This is a genomic window from Stenotrophomonas sp. YJH_SMC_4 (assembly GCF_059371575.1).
Map to the genome: position 1 here is coordinate 185944 of NZ_JCAFUR010000004.1, position 16781 is coordinate 202724.

The following is a 16781-nucleotide window of genomic DNA, read 5'->3' on the forward strand; positions in this document are numbered from 1 at the left end:
GGTACCCGCTGTCAGTTACGGCGTGCTTATGGGCCGCAAAATCGTCACTAACAAGAAAGCCCCGACTTGAAGGGCTTCTCGTTCTCTTTTGCAAGCGCTTTGCGTGCCCGCTGAACTACGCAAAGTGCTTGTTTTCTACTGGCGGAGAGAGTGGGATTCGAACCCACGGAAGGTTTGACCCTTCGCCGGTTTTCAAGACCGGTGCCTTAAACCGCTCGGCCATCTCTCCAATCGGGTCCCGGTCGCCCGGGCAGCGCCGTATTCTCGCACGTGAAGGCCATTTGCCCAAGACCACCCTTGCTCCCGCCCTTCGCATCCGGCACGGTGGGGCCTCCACTGCAATCGGATCCCCCATGGCCCACCTCGATCTGGCCAACCTGCGCACCACCCTGCTGGACGACACCCAGCTGGCCGCAGTGGCCCTGCACCGCACCTTCGCCGGCCACCTGCCGGTCAGCAGCGGGCATCTGGTGGTCTGCGATCCGCTGGTCCAGTCCGAGGCGCCCGCGCTGGCCGACTACACCGCTCCGGTGGGTCGGCATCCGGTCGAGATCATCGTGCACAGCGGCCGCCCGGCACTGGCCGTGGTCTGGTTCAAGCCCCGCGAAGCCCTCACTGCGTCTGCCCTGCATTGGCAGATGGCGCGCTGGACCACGCAGGACCTGACCGGCCTGGATGAGGACAGCTTCATCGGCTATCCGGTCGACGCCGGCATCGGCTGTTTCATGGACACCGACACCCAGCAGGCACTGCTGGCCCTGATCGAACAGGCCGATGGCGACGAAGACAATGCGTGGTCGGATGCCCTGATCGACCACGACGGCCTGGATGAAGGCGCCGAGTACCGCCCTTGGGGCGAGGACTCGCCACACGGCCTGGTCGTATTCACCAGCGGCTGGGGCGACGGCGTCTATCCGAGCTACTGGGCGCTGGATACGTCCGGCATTCCGGTAGCACTGGTCACCGATTTCCTGAGCATCCAGGGCGGTGACGGGCGCGACGAGCGCGAGATCGCCGACCAGGCCTATCGCGACAGCCTTTCACCCGACGAAGCGGAAGCGCTGGCACGCCTGCTAGCGGCCGTGGAACGCGACGATCAGGATGCGCTGCATGTCCTGTTGAAGGACGCCCCACAGCGCGCCAACCAGATCGAACCCGGTTGCGGCGGCACCGCGCTGTTCGAGGCGATCCGCCTGGACCGTCCACAGGCATTGCAGGTACTGCTGCAGGGCGGCGCCTTGCCGGCGATGCCGGAGCGCCTGCACATGAGCAAAGTGACCAGCTACCTGGACTATGCACGCTTCCTGAAGAAGCCGCGCAGCGCGGAGCTGATGGCAGTGCTGGAAGCGCCGGTCGTCGCTGCCGCCCCCACGCCGATGCCGGCACCGCAACGCAGCTTCTGGGACCGGCTGTTCAGACGGAAGTGATCGACCCCGGAAACAGCAACGCCGGGCATGGCCCGGCGCTACCTTTCAGATCTCTCAGCCCGCATCCACCGCCAGCGCGCCCAGCGCACTGGCCTTGATGCGCTCCTTGGCCTTCTCACAGGCTCCATCGCAATGCAGGCGCGAGGCCTCCAGCTGCGGCGGCAGGTGCTCGGCCAGGAAGTCGATGAACACGCGCACCGCCGGCAACAGGCCACGGCGCGAGGCGAACACGGCATGGCACACGCCCTGCGGCAGCGACCAGTCCGGCAGCACTACTTCCAGTTCGCCATTGCGCACGGCATCGGCGCACACGGTTTCCGGCAGCATGGTGATGCCGAAGCCGTCCTTCACCATGCTCTGCAGCAGCGGGAAATCGAAGCCGGCCACGCGTGGCTGCAGGTCGACCCGGCGCACTTCGCCTTCCGGCCCATGCAGTTCCCAGCGCTGGCGCGCTTCGTCTTCGCTGATGCTGAGGGTGACGTGCTGGGTCAGTTCTTCCGGGTCCTTGGGGCGGCCGGCGCGGTCCAGGTACTTCGGGCTGGCCACCAGCAGTTCCTGCACCTGGCCGAAGCTGCGCATCACCAGGCTGCCGTCGTCGTCCAGGCGCGAACGCACGCGCAGGGCCACGTCGTAGCCTTCATTGATGATGTCCACGCGGCGGTTGCTGATGTTCAGCTGCAGGCGCACCTTCGGGTACTGCTCGAGGAACTTGGGCAGCAGCTTGGGCAGCTGCATCTGCGCCAGCGACACCGGCACACTGGCGCGCACCACGCCGCGCGGTTCCGCGCTGAGGCGGTCGACAACTTCGCGGGCGGCCTGCGCCTCGGCCAGCATCGTCTGCGCGTGGCGATGCACGCTGGTGCCGACGTCGGTGACCGCGAAGCGGCGCGTGGAGCGCTGCAGCAGGCGCACGCCCAGGTCGGTCTCCAGCTGGCTGATGCGGCGGCTCAGGCGCGACTTGGGGATGCCCAGCGCGCGCTCGGCGGCGGCAAATCCACCGTGGTCGACCACCATCGCAAAGTAGTACAGATCATTCAGGTCATGCATGCCCGAGTTCCATATCTAGAACAATACGTGGCATTCAATCACCTTTATCCCGCCTTTGCAACAACCTATCGTTCTCTCCGTCGGCGGGGCCTACCCGCTTCTTCCTTCCAGAACATAGGTGACTGCCATGAAGCTTCTGCATCTCGACGCCAGCGTGCTTGGCGAGAACTCCGTCTCCCGCCACCTGACCGCCGCCGTGGTGGCCCGGTTCAAGCAGCAGGTCGACGGCCTGCAGGTCGATTATCGCGATCTTGACGCCAATCCGGTACCGCATCTGCGCAGCAGCTCGCTGGCCAAGGCCGACGCGGCCGAAGCCGCCGATGCTGAACAGGTGCTGGAACAGTTCCTTGCTGCGGACATCGTGGTGATCGGCGCGCCGATGTACAACTTCAGCATTCCGTCCACCCTGAAGGCCTGGATCGACCGCGTAGCCGTGGCCGGGCGCACCTTCAAGTACACCGAGAACGGCCCGGTCGGCCTGGCCGGCGGCAAGCGCGTGATCGTGGTCAGCAGCCGCGGCGGCATCTATACCGATTCGCCGGCCGACTTCCAGGAGCCGTTCCTGCGCCAGACGTTCGCCTTCTGGGGCATCAACGACATCGAGTTCGTGCGCGCCGAGGGCATCGCCTACTCGCCGCAGCACCGTGAAGACGCCATCGCCGGCGCGCTGGCGGCCCTGCCGTCGCACGAAGCGGCTGAAGCCGCCGCTGCATAAGCGTTCCAGCGTTCGGCGCCGCTCTCTCCTCGTCGAGGCGCTGAACGCGGGCCGGCATCCCCTCCCCCATCCCGGCCCACCCTGGCGGCCCCGCTGTGCGGGGCCGCTTTTTTGTGGTGCCTGGTCTGAGGGCCTGCGCTATCCACGCATGGCGTGGATCTACTGATGCGCGCGGTAGATCCACGCCATGCGTGGATGCGGCGCCGTGCGCGGGGTTCTACAGAGCGTTAGGCTGGGGCCATGAACTACATCGTGACCACTGCGCATCGCAGCGAATTTCCGCACCCGATCACCCTGCGCCGCGGGCAGGCGCTGGCGGTGGGCGAACGCTATGAAGGCCCGGAGGGCTGGGCGGACTGGTTCCTGTGCGAGGCCGAGGGGCAACAGCCCGGATTCGTGCCAGCACCGGTGATCGGTCGCACTGCGCAGGGTGACGCGTTTGCCACGCAGGATTACGGCGCGCGGGAGCTGGATGTGGATCCCGGCCAGCTGCTGCGTGGGCAGCGCACGCTCAATGGCTGGGCGTGGTGCGTGCCGGAGGCCGGCGACCCGGGATGGGTGCCGTTGGAGAAGGTGCGGGTTGTGGAGTGATCGTGGGGTTCATCCACGCATGGCGTGGATCTACTGGGGCATCGGTGAAATCATGCCGAGCGCCTGCAACATCCTCCAGTAGATCCACGCCATGCGTGGATTCGGTGCCATGCAAGCATGGCACCCACCAGAGCCGCAGCACCGCCCGATCAGGGAATCAGGCGATGGTTTCCAGACCGCCCATGTACGGGCGCAGGGCTTCCGGCACGGTGATGCTGCCGTCGGCGTTCTGGTAGTTCTCCATCACCGCGATCATCGCGCGGCCGACGGCCACGCCCGAGCCGTTCAGCGTGTGCGCCAGCTCCGGCTTGCCGGTGGCCGGGTTGCGCCAGCGCGCCTGCATGCGGCGGGCCTGGAAGTCACCACAGTTCGAGCACGAGGAGATTTCGCGGTAGGTCTCCTGCGACGGCAGCCAGACTTCCAGGTCGTAGGTCTTCACCGCAGAGAAGCCCATGTCGCCGGTGCACAGCAGCACCTTGCGGTACGGCAGGCCCAGCTTTTCCAGCACCACTTCGGCGCAGCGGGTCATGCGCTGGTGTTCGGCATCGCTGTCTTCCGGGCGGCTGATCGAGACCAGCTCGACCTTCTCGAACTGGTGCTGGCGGATCATGCCGCGCACGTCGCGACCACCGCTGCCAGCCTCGGCACGGAAGCACATCGAGTGGGCGGTCATGCGCAACGGCAGGCGTTCGGCATCGACGATCTCGTCGCGCACGATGTTGGTCAGCGGCACTTCCGAGGTCGGGATCAGGTAGCGCGTGGAATCGCCCACGGCCGTCATGAACAGGTCGTCCTCGAACTTCGGCAGCTGGCTGGTGCCACGCAGCGAGTCAGCGTTGACCAGCAGCGGCACGTTGGTTTCCTCATAGCCGTGCTCGCCGGTGTGCAGGTCGACCATGAACTGGGCCAGCGCACGGTGCAGGCGCGCGATCGGGCCGCGCAGCACGGTGAAGCGCGAGCCGGACAGCTTGGCCGCGGTCTCGCCGTCCAGCCAGCCGTTGCGGGCGCCCAGTTCGACGTGGTCGAGCACCTTGAAGTCGAACTGGCGCGGGGTTCCCCAGCGCGACTGCTCGACGTTGTCGTTCTCGTCGGCACCGGCCGGCACGTCATCGGCCGGCAGGTTCGGGATGCCCATCGAGATCGCTTCGATCTTCTCGCGCAGCTCGTCCAGCGCCACTTCCGAGGCCTTCAGCTCGTCGGCGAAGGCTGCGACCTCGGCCATGATGGCCGAGACGTCCTCGCCCTTGGCCTTGGCCTGGCCAATGGCCTTGGAACGGCTGTTGCGCAGGCTCTGCAGCTCCTGGGTCCGCACCTGGATGCGCTTGCGATCAGCCTCCAGGGACTCCAGGGCAGACACGTCGAGCTCGAAGCCGCGGCTGGTGCGCAGGCGTTCGGCGAGGTCGGCGGGCTGGTGGCGGAGCAGGGCTGGATCAAGCATGGCAGGTGTCGTGGTGGGTATCAGGGATGGGATTATCGCTTGTTATACGGATTTCTGCCGCCCGGTTCATTCCCGCCGTGGCAGAATCGAGCCATTCCGTACTGGTCCGGTCCATGTCTGCACCCCGCTCGTCGTCCGCCAAGTCGTTCACTGTGCATATCCCGCGCAACGCCCTGAAGATCGCCGGCATCGCCTTCGGCGTGGGCGTACTGCTGTTCGTGCTGGTCTGGCTGACCGGTCGCGACAAGGAGTTCTTCCGCGCCGATCCGGCTGCCCAGACCCCGCAGGAAACCGCCCAGATCGAGCCCCTGCCGGAACCACTGGCCGCTGCCGCCGGTTCCAGCGACATGCCCGATGCCAAGCCGGCACCGGTGGAGGAAGAAGCGCCGAAGCTGGTGGAAACGGCCCCGCCGCCGCCCGCGCCCGTGGCTGAAGCGGCCCCGGCTGCACCGGGCCCTGCGCCGGCGGCCACCGGCAACAGCCAGCCGATGCCGATTGCCGGCCAGTCGCCGCCGCCGTCCTATCCCGCCGCCGCCCTGCGCGCCGGTGAAACCGGTACGGTGGTGGTACGCGTGGACGTGGACGCCACCGGCTATCCGAACAACGCCACGGTGATCCAGCGCAGCGGTTCACGCGAGCTCGACCGTGCCGCCACCGACGCTGTGCGCCGCTGGCGCTTCACTCCGGCGCAGAGCAACGGCCAGGCCGTACCCGGCAGCATTGAAGTGCCGTTCGACTTCAAGACGCAGTAACTGAACACTTCCCGGCAGGCAAACTGAACCCTGCCGGTGGCGTTGACGCAACGCTGACACTTCCCGTCCGTGGCTCGGGCAACACTGCCCACGTCGTCCATTGACGGAAGGAGTTTGCGATGACCGCCACCACCCACGAAGACCTTCATTCGCCGCAGCTGCCGCAGGATTCAAGCGCGCAGCACAAGCCCACGTCGCCCTGGATGTGGATCGCGCTGATCGTGGCGATGTTTGCCGGCGCCCTGCTCTGGCTGCGTCATTCGAACCAGGAAGACGTGGCACCGGCGCCGGTCGGTGAGCGCATGCTGCCGGCCCCTGAGCAGCCCGCGGTGACGGATGCAGCGGCCCCTGCCGCGCGCCAGGCAACCCCGGCTACTGCTTCGCGGAAGGCCGCGCCGGCAGTGCGCAATCGTGAAGCCCGCCCGCTGGCCAGCAACCGCATGCCCACCTACCCCGCCGCCGCGCTGCGTAGCGGCGTGCAGGGCAGCGTGATCGCCAGCCTGAATGTCGATACCCGCGGCAATGTCGCCAGCGCTGCGATCGTCTCGCGCAGCGGCGAGCGCAGTCGCGATCTGGATCGTGCGGTGCTCAATACCGTGCAGAACTGGAAGTTCCAGCCGGCGGTGCATGACGGCCGCGCAGTAGCAAGCGTAGTGCGAGTCCCGGTGGATTTCCGTACCGAGCAGCGTTGATCGCGGACGAGGGGTTCGTGATGTTTAGACGGAGGCTTCGGCCTCCGTCCTTTTATGCGGGAAAGCGTGCCAACCAAGGTTGGCACCTACCAGGAGATGTGAGCGTGCCAACCAGGGTTGGCACCTACCGGGAGATGTGTGCGTGCCAACCAAGGTCGGCACCTACCGGGCATTGCGATCCGCCTGGCAGGGCCCGGCGGACGCGGTGACGATCAGGCCAGGTTGAATCCGGCGCTGCGGGCCAGGCCGTCGAAGTCCGGGAAGGACGTGGCGACGTTGGCGATATCGTTGATGCGCACCTCGCCGTCACTGATCTGGCCGGCAATGGCGAACGCCATGGCGATGCGGTGGTCGCCGTGGCTTTCGATGGTGCCGCTGCCCAGGCGCACGCCACCATGCAGGGTGGCACCGTCGTCGGTTTCGTCCACCTGCATGCCCAGCGCGCGCAGGCCGGTGGCCATCGCCGCAAGGCGATCGGATTCCTTCACCCGCAGCTCGGCGGCACCGCTCACCACGGTCTGGCCTTCGGCGGCGGCGGCGGCCACGAACAGCGCGGGGAACTCGTCGATCATGTCCGGCACCAGTGCTTCCGGAATGCGTGCACCCTTCAGCGGGGCATAGCGCACCACCAGGTCCGCCACCGGTTCACCGCCCTGCTCGGCCGGGTTCTCTTCGGTGATATCCGCGCCCATCAGGCGCAGCGCATGCAACAGACCGGTGCGGCGCGGGTTCAGGCCGACCTGTTTCAGGCGCAGCTCGGAGCCCGGAATGATGCTGGCAGCCACCAGATAGAACGCCGCAGACGAGAAGTCGGCCGGCACCACGATATCCGTGGCACGAAGGCGTTGGCCGCCGCGCAGGCGCGCCTTGCCCGGCGAGAATTCGATGTCCACGCCGAACGCGGACAGCATGCGTTCGGTGTAGTCGCGGGTCGGGTGCGGCTCGACAACGCTGGTTTCGCCCTGCGCGTACAGGCCTGCCAGCAACACCGCCGACTTGATCTGCGCGCTGGCCACCGGCGAGGCGAAGTCGATGCCATGCAGCGTCTGGCCGCCATGCACGTGCAGCGGCGGCGTGCCGTCATCCTGGGTGTCGATCTTCGCGCCCATCTGCGACAGCGGGCCGGTGACGCGGCGCATAGGTCGACCCGACAGCGACTCGTCGCCGATCAGCGTGCAGTCGAACGCCTGGCCCGCCAGCAGGCCGGCCAGCAGGCGCATGCCGGTACCGGCGTTGCCGCAGTCCAGCGGCGCATCCGGCGCCTTCAGGCCGTCGATGCCGACGCCGTGCACGATGCGCTGCGACGCGCTGGGGGTTTCGATGCGCACGCCCAGCTGGCTGAAGATGCGCGCGGTAGCGCGGGTATCTTCGCCTTCCAGGAAACCTTCGATATGCGAGGTGCCATCGGCCAGCGCGGCGAACATCACCGAGCGGTGCGAGACCGACTTGTCGCCGGGAATGGTCAGGCTGCCCTGCAGCGGCTGGCCCTTGCGGGCGATCCAGTGTTGCGCGTTGCTCATCGTTCGATCATTCCGTAAACGCCGGCAGCGCCGGCGATGCATCAGGGAGCGGCGGCCAGGGCCGCCGCAGCAGCACTCAGGGCACGGCCACCGGATAGGAGCCCAGCACCTTGATCTGCGCCGAGTGCGCTTCCAGTTCGGCCAGGGCAGCCTGCATCGGCGCGTCGTCGATGTGGCCGGCCAGGTCGATGAAGAAGCCGTATTCCCACTTGCCGTGGTGCGACGGGCGCGACTCGATGCGGTTCATGCTGATGCCGTGGCGGGCGAACGGGCTGAGCACGTCGAACAGCGCACCGGGCTTGTCATGGATGAACACCAGCACCGAGGTGCGGTCGTGGCCGGAGGTCGGGAAGATGTTACGGCCCACCACCAGGAAGCGGGTGGTGTTGTCGGCATCGTTCTGGATCGGCTTGGTGACCACCTTCTTCAGGCCATACACGTGGCCGGCACTCTCGCCGCCGATGGCCGCTGCGTCGTCGGCGTTGCGCGCACGGCGCGCACCTTCGGCGTTGCTGGATACCGGAATCTTCTCGGCCTTCGGCAGGTTGGCGCGCAGCCACGCCGAGGTCTGCATGAACGACTGCGGGTGTGCGTAGATGCGCTCGATGTCCTCGATGCGGCCGCTGCGCGACATCAGGTACTGCTGCACGCGCAGTTCCACTTCGCCACAGATCTTCAGGTTGGAGGTCAGGAACATGTCCAGGGTGATCTGGATGGTGCCCTGCCCCGAATTCTCCACCGGCACCACGCCGAAATCGGCGTTGCCCGCTTCCACTTCCTGGAACACTTCCTCGATGCTGGCCATCGGCAGGCCCAGCGCGGAGCGGCCGAAGTGCTTGAGCACCGCCTGCTGGCTGAAGGTGCCTTCCGGGCCGAGGTAGCCGATCTTCAGTGGCTCCTGCTGCGCCAGGCAGGCCGACATGATCTCGCGGTAGACGTGCACCAGCAGTTCATCGCTGAGCGGGCCTTCGTTGCGGTCCACCACCATGCGCAGCACCTGCGCTTCGCGCTCGGGGCGGTAGTAGTCGACGGCAGCAGCCAGCTTGCCCTTGGCCTTGCCGACCTGGTGGGCGAAACGCGCGCGCTCGGCGATCAGGCTCTGGATGTCGCGGTCGATCTGGTCGATCTTCGAACGCACATCGGCCAGCGCCAGCGGCGCCAGGGTGGGCGCCGGGTTCGACGCAGCCTTGGACGTGCTCTTGCCCTTGGCCTTGGTGGAGGCGCTGTCCTTGGCCGATTCGGCCTTCTTCGGCACCTTCTTGCTGGATTTGCTGCTTGCCATCGGAATTCCCTGTTGCGGGGCACGCACCCGACGGTGCGCGCCGTTCATTGCTCAACCGTGACGCTGCTGGAAATCGGCCATGAAGGCGACCAGCGCCTCGGCCCCGGCCAGCGGCATGGCGTTGTACAGCGAAGCCCGGATGCCGCCGACCACCTTGTGGCCCTTCAGCGCCAGCAGGCCAGCGGCCTTGGCTTCGGCGACGAAGCGGGCGTCAAGCTCGGCATCGGGCAGGAAGAACGGAATGTTCATGCGCGAACGGGCCGCATATGCGACTTCATTGCGGTAGAAGCCGCCGGAGCCGTCGATGGCGCCGTACACCAGCGCGGCCTTGGCGGCGTTGCGCTTGGCGAATTCGGTCACGCCGCCTTCGGCCAGCATCCACTTGAACACCAGGCCGGCCAGATACCAGTTCCAGGTCGGCGGCGTGTTGAGCATCGAATCGCGGGCGACGTGCGAGCGGTAATCGAAGATGTCCGCGCGCGGCTGGCCACTGCGCTCGAGCAGGTCGCGGCGGATGATCATCACCGCGACGCCGACCGGGCCCAGGTTCTTCTGCGCGCCGGCGTAGATCACGCCATAGCGGCGCACATCCAGCGGTTCGCTGGCGATGGACGAGCTGAAGTCGGCGATCAGCGGGACGTTGCCGGTGTCGGGCACATCACGGAATTCGACGCCGTGGATGGTCTCGTTGGCGGTGATGTGCACGTAGGCGGCATCGCGCGACAGCTGCCAGTCGGCACGCGCCGGCAGCTCGCGGTAGCCGTTGGCCTCGCTGCTGGCGGCAATGTTGACGTCGACGTAGACCCCGGCCTGCTTGACCGCCGTCTTGCCCCAGTGGCCACTAACCACGTAATCGGCACGCTGGCCCGGGGCGGCGAAGTTGAGCGGGATCAGTGCCTGCTGGGTGGTGGCGCCACCGGACAGGAACAGCACCGCATAGTCGTCGGGGATGTCGAGCAGGCGACGCAGGTCGGCCTCGGCTTCGGCAGCCACGGACATGAATTCCGCGCCGCGATGGCTCATTTCCACGATCGAAGCGCCGGACCCGTGCCAGTCCAGCATTTCCGCCTGCGCCTGGCGCAGGACCGATTCCGGCAAGGTCGCAGGGCCGGCACTGAAGTTGAACGCGCGCGTCATGTCACACCTGTGGGGCAAGACCCCTAGTATGCCGCAGTGCACCAGCCTTGCGGCCTTGTGGCGCAAGGGAAATTTGGTTTCATTGGAATCCATTGGCGACGCGACCGGGTAGTGCCGGCCGCTGGCCGGCAACCTCATGGATTCGGGGCGGCGGTTGCCGGCCAGCGCCCGACACTACCGTCACCGCGCGACCGTCAGCGCGCGCCGAACCAGAGCAGCAGGCTGAGCACTGCTGCCAGCAACAAGGCGCTGGCCAGCAGCCACGGCCAGCGCCGGACTCTGCGCGGCGTCACAGGCAGCACCGGCGCCTGTTCCGCGTCCTCGCCGGACTCGTCCTCGGCCGGCAACGGCCGCCGACGTGGATCATGCGGCACTTCCAGCACGAAACGATGCTGGCCATCGAACACCACCTGGTCGCCGGCCTGCAGCCAGCAGTGGCGCACGGCCACGCCGTTGACCCGGGTGCCGTCGGCACTGCCGAGGTCGCGCAGCAGCACACGATCACCGTGCACTTCCACGCGGGCGTGCTGTTCGGCGAAGGCCGGATCGTCGATGGCGATGTCGGCGTCGCTGCCGCGGCCGATCAACCGTGCCCGCGACAGCGTATAGCTGCGGCCATGATGCAGGCCGCCGACACCGCGCAGCAGGCGCTGCTGCTCATCGGTGCCATCGTCGTTCTTCGGCGCGGGTGCCTGCAGCAGGCTCTCGACCTCGCCCTGCAGCACCATCTCCACGCCGTCCACATAGACCGCATCGCCTGCACGCAGCAGCGCCATGCGACGCACCGGCCGACCATTCACGTGGATGCCACGGATACCGTTGCCGACCTGCAGCCACAGGCCGCGATCGTCCATGCAGAACTGCGCCAGCAGCAGGGCGCCGTGGCCGGCGTCGCCGAGCCGCACACTGCCGTTGGCCTGGCGCACGATGCGTTGCACCCCGGGCCGCAGCGGCTGGTCGGGCTGTTGTTGTTGACTGAAGTGAACAAGCAGGTTCTGCACGCGGCGCAGCCTAGCAGGTTGGCCGCCAACGAAGAAGAACCTGCGATGAGTGCTTGGCGCGACGGCCCTCGATGCGCACAATGCTCGCCCTCATTGATCATCCCCGCCCGGCGCCAGGAGCCTGCATGTCCACCATCGATGTCCGCCACGCCCACGCCCTGCCCGACGCGCAGGCACGCGCCGCGATCGAACAGGTCGCCGCCAAGCTGTCCGAGCGCTTCGGCCTGAAGTCGTCCTGGACCGCCGACGTGCTGAACTTCTCTGGCAGCGGCGTGGACGGTGCGATCGAACTGCAGCCGGGCGCCGTGCGCGTCACCGCCAAGCTGGGCTTCCTGCTGTCGGCGATGAAGGGCATGGTCGAGGGCGAGATCCAGCGCGTCCTGAAGGAAAAGCTGGGCTGAACCCCGGCGGCGGCCGTCACGGCCGTGCAACGCCAGTGCGCGCTACTCTCGGGGGCAGGCCCAACTCCCACGGGAAGTGCGATGAACCAGTACAAAAACGATGACCGCCGCAACGACGACGCCTCGTTCGGTGACCAGGCCGAGCGCTTCTCGCGCAAGCTGAGTGACTCGGCGCAGCAGGTCTGGCTGGCCGGCCTGGGCGCTCTTGGCCGTGCACAGGCCGAAGGCAGCCGCTTCTTCGACGGCCTGGTGAAGGAAGGCGAAGCCTGGGAGGCCCGCCGCCGTGAACGCCATGGCGAACAGGGCCCGGGCTGGCGCGACAACGTGGAATCCTCGCTGGATGAGGCCCGCGAGAAGGCCTCTGGCACCTGGAACAAGGTCGAAAAGGCCTTCGATGACCAGGTGCAGGGCGTGCTCAAGCGCCTGCATGTCCCAACTGCGGACGAGGTGACCGCGCTGGAAGCCCGTATCGACGCCCTGCACGCGCGGCTGGCCAAGCTGGAAAACCGTGCGGCCTCGGGCGCCGATGCTCCCGCCCCGGGCAGCCATCAGTCGCCAGGCAGCGTGCCCTGACCGGCCATTGTTGCAATGCAATAAAATTTGATTGACAATCGCGAGCAACCCGCCAATCGCTTCGGCTGCCGTTTGTTCCCTCCCCTCACGGCTTCAGGATTGGCGGGTTTTTCGTGCTCGCCGTATGCCGATCTGAGCGTTCCATCACGCTTCCTGTCAGGAACGTCCTGACCCAGCCGGATAGTGCGACCTTTACACTGTCGTCTTCCGCATTCGCCCCTTCCGCGCACCTCCTGCATGCTCCCTTGGATCCTGGCCCTGCTGTCGGCCCTGCTTACCTGTTCCCTGGCTGTTGTCTATCTGTGGTGGATCAAGCGGCGGCAGAAGGAGATGCAACTCGGCCTGCAAGCGCTGGCCGGCATGCACTGGCGCGAGTTCTCGGTACTGGTCAAGCGCATGCTGCGCGAACAGCGCGGCCTGCGTGAACTGAATGACCCGGCGGAGGAGTCCCGCGAGCCAAGCAGCGACTTCCTGCTCAGCGACGGCCCCAACCAGTGGCTGGTGTCCTGCAAGCATGGCCTTGCCTACCGTATCGGCACCGCCGCAGTGAACGAGCTGGGGGCTGCTGCGCGCCTGGCCGGCGCCAAGGGCGGCGTGCTGCTGACCGAAGGCCGGATGGAACGCGACGGGCGCAGCGCTGCCGAGAAGCAGGCGGTCGAGGTGCTGGACGGTCCACGCCTGTGGCCGCTGCTGCAGCCCTACCTGCCGGCGGAAATCGAAACCCGTGTGCGCGCCAGCGCCCGCCATGAAGCCTTGCGCCGGATCGCCATTGCCGCGCTCGGCGCGGTCACGCTGGGCCTGCTGGTGGGATTGAGCCTGCAAGGCTTGCATGTGCAGGACACCGCGCCTGTTGCCGAGGTGGCGGCCCCCCCCGCGCCGGTTGCGCCTGCGGTTGGAGCGGCGCCCGAACCGGCACCGGCCCCCGCCACCACGCCGCCGGCCGCTGCGCCTGCACCGGCCGCGCCCTCAGCCGACGCGCGCAGCAACCCCAACCCGGATGCCGCCACGCTGGAGCGCTTCCAGGCCGATCTGTCCCGCGCCTTGGCCGGCAAGCCCGGTATCGCCAGCGGGGTCTGGCTGACCCGGCAGACGCTGGCGATCAACCGCACGGGCGAGCTGGACGCGGTCTGGCCGCAGGTCTGCGAGGAAGTGCTGCACTACCCCGCCCTGCGCAACGTGCGCATCCAGCTCAACGCCCGCCCCGGCGTGGATGAGCCGGTGCGCTGGCGCCAATGCGCCACGTACTGATGGGGCCGCATCCACGCGTGGCGTGGATCTACTGAACCCCGATGCGCGACCCCTTGGTAGATCCACGCCACGCGTGGATGCCTTTGCAGAGTTGAGCCACGCGCGAACAGCAGCCGAGCATCGGCTCGGCTCCACATGGCGCCAGCTCAGCCCAATGCCGCGAGATGGGCGATGTAACTGGAGCGCGATTCACCCGCCGCTCTGGCCTGCGCATCCAGCCTCGCCAGGATCCGGCGTGGCAGGCTGATATTGACCCGCTCGATGGTATCGTCCAGCAGAGCCGGATCAATGCAGATGTACGCAAGAATCCAACGGATGTCCTTGGATGCCTCGGCGGCGATCTTCTGCGGCGCGGACGGTGTCGGAATCGAACGCCCCTCATCCAGGGCCGCATCAATCCAGGCGAGTGCAGCTTCCTCGGCAGCGCTGAGCGCATCATCAAGCGTATCGGCCGCCGAGAAGCACCCCGGCAGATCTGGAACGACCACACCCCACGCGGTGCGCTCATCGCCTGCCTCGATCAAGACTGGATATCGCATGGGCCCTCCTACGTCAGTCCTGCGAGCTTCCGCAACGCCTGCACCAGCCCTTTCCCCAGATCCTTCCTTTGGGTGAGGAAGGGTGATGATGTGAGGGTGCTGCGGGTGCACGAATACATGATGGGATCCGCGGATCCGGCGACAGATCCAACCTGCCGCTTCCAGATCCCGGATGAGGTCCCTGCTCTTCATGCAGGGACGATACACATCGTACACACGCCCCGACAGAGCTCAAGGCGACAGTCGTTCCGGCCCAGTAGATCCACGCCATGCGTGGATGGAATCCCTATCGCGCGCCCGGCGCGAAACGCGCCACCAGGTCCCAGGCATCCCCCAGGAACACCTGGCGCACGCGGGTGATCGGCTGTTCGCCACGCCAGGTAAGGCGTTCGATCACCAGGCAGGCGGTACCGGGCTTCACGTCCAGCAGCTTGGCGGTGGCGGTATCTGCCCCCCAGGCACTGATGCGGTGCTGGGCACGGGTCCACGACACGTTCTGCAGCAGCCAGCTGCCCGGCGCGGTAGTGCTGAAGTCGACCTCCAGTACCTCAGGCACGCCCACCGGGCTGATCAGGCGATGCTCCAGCGCCAGCGGGCGACCATCGGCCAGGTGCAGGCAGCGCATCGCCAGCAGGTTTTCCTGCCCGGCCAGCTCGACTTCACCGGCATTGCCGGCATCGGCAAGGCGCAGGTCGCGCTGCAGCAGGCGATAGGCGTACTGGTGGCCGCGCGAGCCAACCTCCATCGCGATATCGGGAATCTCCAGCGCCACCTGCTCCAGGTGCGGGGGCTGCCGCGCGACGAACGAACCGGCACGGCGACGGCGTTCGATCATGCCGCTCTCGGCCAGCGCGGTCAGCACCTTGTTCACCGTCATCCGCGAGCAGCCGTACTGCTCCATCAGCTCGTGTTCGTACGGAATCCGAAAGCCCGGCGCCCACTCTCCACTGAGGATGCGGCTTTCCAGATCGCTGCGGATACGCTGGTTGAGCGTGGCGGACTTGCTGGCCTTCACGTAATGGGGTCTCGGTGGCGGGAGGCGATCAGCCCAGCACGCCACGCAGGGCGGCGGTAAAGGCGGTGGTGATCGCCTCGCGCTGCAGGTGGCGGCCCTCGGCCACGCATTGGCGGCCATGGCGCCAGACCGATCGCAGCGCGCCATTACGTGCGGCGAACACCCAGCTGTCAAGCCATGCGTCATCCTGTCGCGCCTGCAGCGCCGGGTGCCCGGCATCCAGTTCGACCAGGTCGGCACTGGCGCCGACCTGCAGGCCAGCGGCCACGCCCAGCGCCTGTGCACCACCGTGCAGTGCGCCTTCGAACAGGAAGCGGCCGGTGCTGCGGGTGGCATCCGGGGCCAGCACGTTGCGACCGCGCAGGGTCAGGCGCTGGCCGTATTCGAGCAGGCGCAGTTCTTCGGCCGCATCAATCAGCACATTGGAATCGGAGCCGACACCGAAGCGCCCGCCCTCGCGCGCGAACGCCTGCATCGGGAACAGGCCGTCACCCAGGTTGGCTTCGGTGATCGGGCACAGGCCGGCCACGGCCTGGCTGGCCACGATGGCGACGCGCTCATCGTCGGTGATGTGGGTGGCGTGCACCAGGCACCAGCGCGCATCCACCGGTGCATGGTCGTACAGCCACTGCACCGGACGCTGGCCGCTCCAGGCCAGGCAGGCCTCGACTTCACGCACCTGCTCGGCGATATGGATGTGCACCGGGCCGTCGGTCAGCGGCAGCAACGCACTCAATTCCTCGCCGGTGACTGCACGCAGGCTGTGCGGCGCGATGCCGAGCACCGCATCCGGCAGCGCGGCCAGTGCCGGCTTGGCGGCGTCCAGCAGCTGCGCGAAACCGTTCACGTCGTGGATCAGGCGCCGCTGCGCTGGATTCGGCGCCGCCCCGCCGAAATCGGCATGCGCATAGAACACCGGCAGCAGGGTCAGGCCGATGCCGGTCTGCTCGGCGGCGGCAGCAATCCGTGCACTCATCTCGGCGCGGTTGGCATAGGCGCGACCATCGGCGTCGTGGTGCAGGTAATGGAATTCGCCGACGCGGGTGAAGCCGCTTTCCAGCATTTCCATGTAGGCCTGGGCGGCGATGGCCTGCACCGCGTCCGGGCGCAGATGGGCCAGGAAGCGGTACATCAGCTCACGCCAGCTCCAGAAGCTGTCACCGTCGCCGCCGCCGATCTCGGTCAGCCCAGCCATGCCGCGCTGGAAGGCGTGGCTGTGCAGGTTGGGCAGGCCCGGCACCAGGATGTCGACGCGGGTGTCGCCGTGCTGGGCGCCCTGCCCCATGTGGATCGCCGTGATGCGGCCGTCCTGCACCTGCAGGCGGACATCGCGGGCCCAGCCATCGGCCAGCAGGGCGTGGGCGGCATGGAAACAGTGTGGGGAACGCGAATCGGACATGGCT

Annotated in this window: 17 protein-coding genes, 1 tRNA gene and 1 pseudogene; 8 read left to right on the forward strand and 11 right to left on the reverse strand. The window is 67.3% G+C overall.

What is annotated here, in order from left to right; genetic code table 11:
* Positions 1–139: 139 nt before the first annotated feature.
* A tRNA-Ser gene (locus tag AC5P9F_RS09255) sits at positions 140–229 on the reverse strand.
* A gap of 124 nt (positions 230–353) precedes the next feature.
* On the opposite strand from AC5P9F_RS09255, the gene AC5P9F_RS09260 reads away from it, so the two are divergent.
* Positions 354–1427 (forward strand): DUF4241 domain-containing protein, encoded by a 1074-nt coding sequence (locus tag AC5P9F_RS09260; RefSeq protein WP_111193752.1) that lies wholly within the window; start codon positions 354–356, stop codon positions 1425–1427.
* A 54-nt stretch (positions 1428–1481) separates the two neighbouring features.
* Here AC5P9F_RS09260 and AC5P9F_RS09265 read toward each other — a convergent pair whose 3' ends face one another.
* Entirely contained in the window at positions 1482–2474 is a 993-nt protein-coding gene (locus tag AC5P9F_RS09265) for a LysR family transcriptional regulator (RefSeq protein WP_049429058.1), read from the reverse strand.
* Positions 2475–2601: 127 nt separating this feature from the next.
* On the opposite strand from AC5P9F_RS09265, the gene AC5P9F_RS09270 reads away from it, so the two are divergent.
* Both AC5P9F_RS09270 and AC5P9F_RS09275 read left to right on the forward strand, forming a co-directional pair.
* A complete protein-coding gene (locus AC5P9F_RS09270) occupies positions 2602–3189 on the forward strand; it encodes an FMN-dependent NADH-azoreductase (RefSeq protein ID WP_164225645.1) in 588 nt (195 codons plus the stop codon).
* A gap of 240 nt (positions 3190–3429) precedes the next feature.
* Positions 3430–3780, forward strand: coding sequence for an SH3 domain-containing protein (locus AC5P9F_RS09275; RefSeq protein WP_164225644.1), 351 nt, complete (start codon positions 3430–3432; stop codon positions 3778–3780).
* Positions 3781–3937: 157 nt separating this feature from the next.
* Here the strand turns inward: AC5P9F_RS09275 and serS are convergent, their stop codons facing one another.
* Positions 3938–5218, reverse strand: coding sequence for a serine--tRNA ligase (gene serS / locus AC5P9F_RS09280; protein ID WP_227415574.1), 1281 nt, complete (start codon positions 5216–5218; stop codon positions 3938–3940).
* Between the two features lie 113 nt (positions 5219–5331).
* On the opposite strand from serS, the gene AC5P9F_RS09285 reads away from it, so the two are divergent.
* Together AC5P9F_RS09285 and AC5P9F_RS09290 are read left to right on the forward strand one after the other, a co-directional pair.
* The gene (locus AC5P9F_RS09285; RefSeq protein WP_005410179.1) at positions 5332–5970 is read left to right on the forward strand and encodes an energy transducer TonB; all 639 of its coding nucleotides are present in this window, start codon (positions 5332–5334) and stop codon (positions 5968–5970) included.
* Between the two features lie 119 nt (positions 5971–6089).
* A complete protein-coding gene (locus AC5P9F_RS09290) occupies positions 6090–6662 on the forward strand; it encodes an energy transducer TonB (protein WP_227415573.1) in 573 nt (190 codons plus the stop codon).
* Positions 6663–6874: 212 nt separating this feature from the next.
* Here the strand turns inward: AC5P9F_RS09290 and aroA are convergent, their stop codons facing one another.
* The 4 genes from aroA to AC5P9F_RS09310 form a co-directional block, all read right to left on the reverse strand.
* Positions 6875–8182, reverse strand: a complete 1308-nt coding sequence (aroA, locus tag AC5P9F_RS09295; protein WP_100438711.1) for a 3-phosphoshikimate 1-carboxyvinyltransferase — start codon at positions 8180–8182, stop codon at positions 6875–6877.
* Positions 8183–8258: 76 nt separating this feature from the next.
* Complete coding sequence (gene pheA / locus AC5P9F_RS09300; RefSeq protein ID WP_279915927.1) at positions 8259–9464, reverse strand: prephenate dehydratase; 1206 nt, start codon at positions 9462–9464, stop codon at positions 8259–8261.
* A gap of 51 nt (positions 9465–9515) precedes the next feature.
* Positions 9516–10601: a 3-phosphoserine/phosphohydroxythreonine transaminase gene (gene serC / locus AC5P9F_RS09305; protein ID WP_012480720.1), complete on the reverse strand. Its 1086-nt coding sequence runs from the start codon at positions 10599–10601 to the stop codon at positions 9516–9518.
* Between the two features lie 194 nt (positions 10602–10795).
* Positions 10796–11602 (reverse strand): FHA domain-containing protein, encoded by an 807-nt coding sequence (locus tag AC5P9F_RS09310; RefSeq protein ID WP_005410184.1) that lies wholly within the window; start codon positions 11600–11602, stop codon positions 10796–10798.
* 125 nt (positions 11603–11727) lie between these two features.
* Here AC5P9F_RS09310 and AC5P9F_RS09315 point away from each other — a divergent pair, with 125 nt between their 5' ends.
* From AC5P9F_RS09315 to AC5P9F_RS09325, 3 genes are all read left to right on the forward strand, one after another.
* Entirely contained in the window at positions 11728–12003 is a 276-nt protein-coding gene (locus AC5P9F_RS09315; RefSeq protein ID WP_005417302.1) for a polyhydroxyalkanoic acid system family protein, read from the forward strand.
* Between the two features lie 81 nt (positions 12004–12084).
* Positions 12085–12576 carry a phasin family protein gene (locus AC5P9F_RS09320; RefSeq protein ID WP_308678796.1) on the forward strand — a complete coding sequence of 164 codons (492 nt, stop codon included), beginning with the start codon at positions 12085–12087 and terminating at the stop codon, positions 12574–12576.
* A 237-nt stretch (positions 12577–12813) separates the two neighbouring features.
* The gene (locus AC5P9F_RS09325; protein ID WP_062607335.1) at positions 12814–13824 is read left to right on the forward strand and encodes a restriction endonuclease; all 1011 of its coding nucleotides are present in this window, start codon (positions 12814–12816) and stop codon (positions 13822–13824) included.
* A 146-nt stretch (positions 13825–13970) separates the two neighbouring features.
* Here the strand turns inward: AC5P9F_RS09325 and AC5P9F_RS09330 are convergent, their stop codons facing one another.
* The 4 genes and pseudogenes from AC5P9F_RS09330 to AC5P9F_RS09345 all read right to left on the reverse strand — a co-directional run bounded on the left by AC5P9F_RS09330 (position 13971) and on the right by AC5P9F_RS09345 (position 16777).
* Entirely contained in the window at positions 13971–14348 is a 378-nt protein-coding gene (locus tag AC5P9F_RS09330; protein WP_229295552.1) for a type II toxin-antitoxin system HicB family antitoxin, read from the reverse strand.
* A 138-nt stretch (positions 14349–14486) separates the two neighbouring features.
* Positions 14487–14555, reverse strand: a pseudogene (locus AC5P9F_RS09335) (type II toxin-antitoxin system HicA family toxin); the annotation flags it as partial.
* Positions 14556–14649: 94 nt separating this feature from the next.
* The gene (hutC, locus tag AC5P9F_RS09340; RefSeq protein ID WP_062607337.1) at positions 14650–15378 is read right to left on the reverse strand and encodes a histidine utilization transcriptional repressor HutC; all 729 of its coding nucleotides are present in this window, start codon (positions 15376–15378) and stop codon (positions 14650–14652) included.
* A gap of 28 nt (positions 15379–15406) precedes the next feature.
* On the reverse strand, positions 15407–16777 hold the full coding sequence (locus tag AC5P9F_RS09345; RefSeq protein ID WP_111173735.1) for a formimidoylglutamate deiminase: 1371 nt from the start codon (positions 16775–16777) through the stop codon (positions 15407–15409).
* Between the last annotated feature and the right edge of the window lie 4 nt (positions 16778–16781).

Excerpts from the sequence above, each read along its gene's own strand:
- AC5P9F_RS09265 (WP_049429058.1), bottom strand. The coding sequence starts at position 2,474 with ATGCATGACCTGAATGATCTGTACTACTTTGCGATGGTGGTCGACCAC.
- AC5P9F_RS09345 (WP_111173735.1), bottom strand. The coding sequence starts at position 16,777 with ATGTCCGATTCGCGTTCCCCACACTGTTTCCATGCCGCCCACGCCCTG.
- AC5P9F_RS09320 (WP_308678796.1), top strand. The coding sequence starts at position 12,085 with ATGAACCAGTACAAAAACGATGACCGCCGCAACGACGACGCCTCGTTC.
- aroA (WP_100438711.1), bottom strand. The coding sequence starts at position 8,182 with ATGAGCAACGCGCAACACTGGATCGCCCGCAAGGGCCAGCCGCTGCAG.
- AC5P9F_RS09290 (WP_227415573.1), top strand. The coding sequence starts at position 6,090 with ATGACCGCCACCACCCACGAAGACCTTCATTCGCCGCAGCTGCCGCAG.
- AC5P9F_RS09275 (WP_164225644.1), top strand. The coding sequence starts at position 3,430 with ATGAACTACATCGTGACCACTGCGCATCGCAGCGAATTTCCGCACCCG.
- AC5P9F_RS09315 (WP_005417302.1), top strand. The coding sequence starts at position 11,728 with ATGTCCACCATCGATGTCCGCCACGCCCACGCCCTGCCCGACGCGCAG.
- AC5P9F_RS09285 (WP_005410179.1), top strand. The coding sequence starts at position 5,332 with ATGTCTGCACCCCGCTCGTCGTCCGCCAAGTCGTTCACTGTGCATATC.
- serC (WP_012480720.1), bottom strand. The coding sequence starts at position 10,601 with ATGACGCGCGCGTTCAACTTCAGTGCCGGCCCTGCGACCTTGCCGGAA.
- AC5P9F_RS09325 (WP_062607335.1), top strand. The coding sequence starts at position 12,814 with ATGCTCCCTTGGATCCTGGCCCTGCTGTCGGCCCTGCTTACCTGTTCC.
- AC5P9F_RS09270 (WP_164225645.1), top strand. The coding sequence starts at position 2,602 with ATGAAGCTTCTGCATCTCGACGCCAGCGTGCTTGGCGAGAACTCCGTC.
- pheA (WP_279915927.1), bottom strand. The coding sequence starts at position 9,464 with ATGGCAAGCAGCAAATCCAGCAAGAAGGTGCCGAAGAAGGCCGAATCG.
- serS (WP_227415574.1), bottom strand. The coding sequence starts at position 5,218 with ATGCTTGATCCAGCCCTGCTCCGCCACCAGCCCGCCGACCTCGCCGAA.
- AC5P9F_RS09260 (WP_111193752.1), top strand. The coding sequence starts at position 354 with ATGGCCCACCTCGATCTGGCCAACCTGCGCACCACCCTGCTGGACGAC.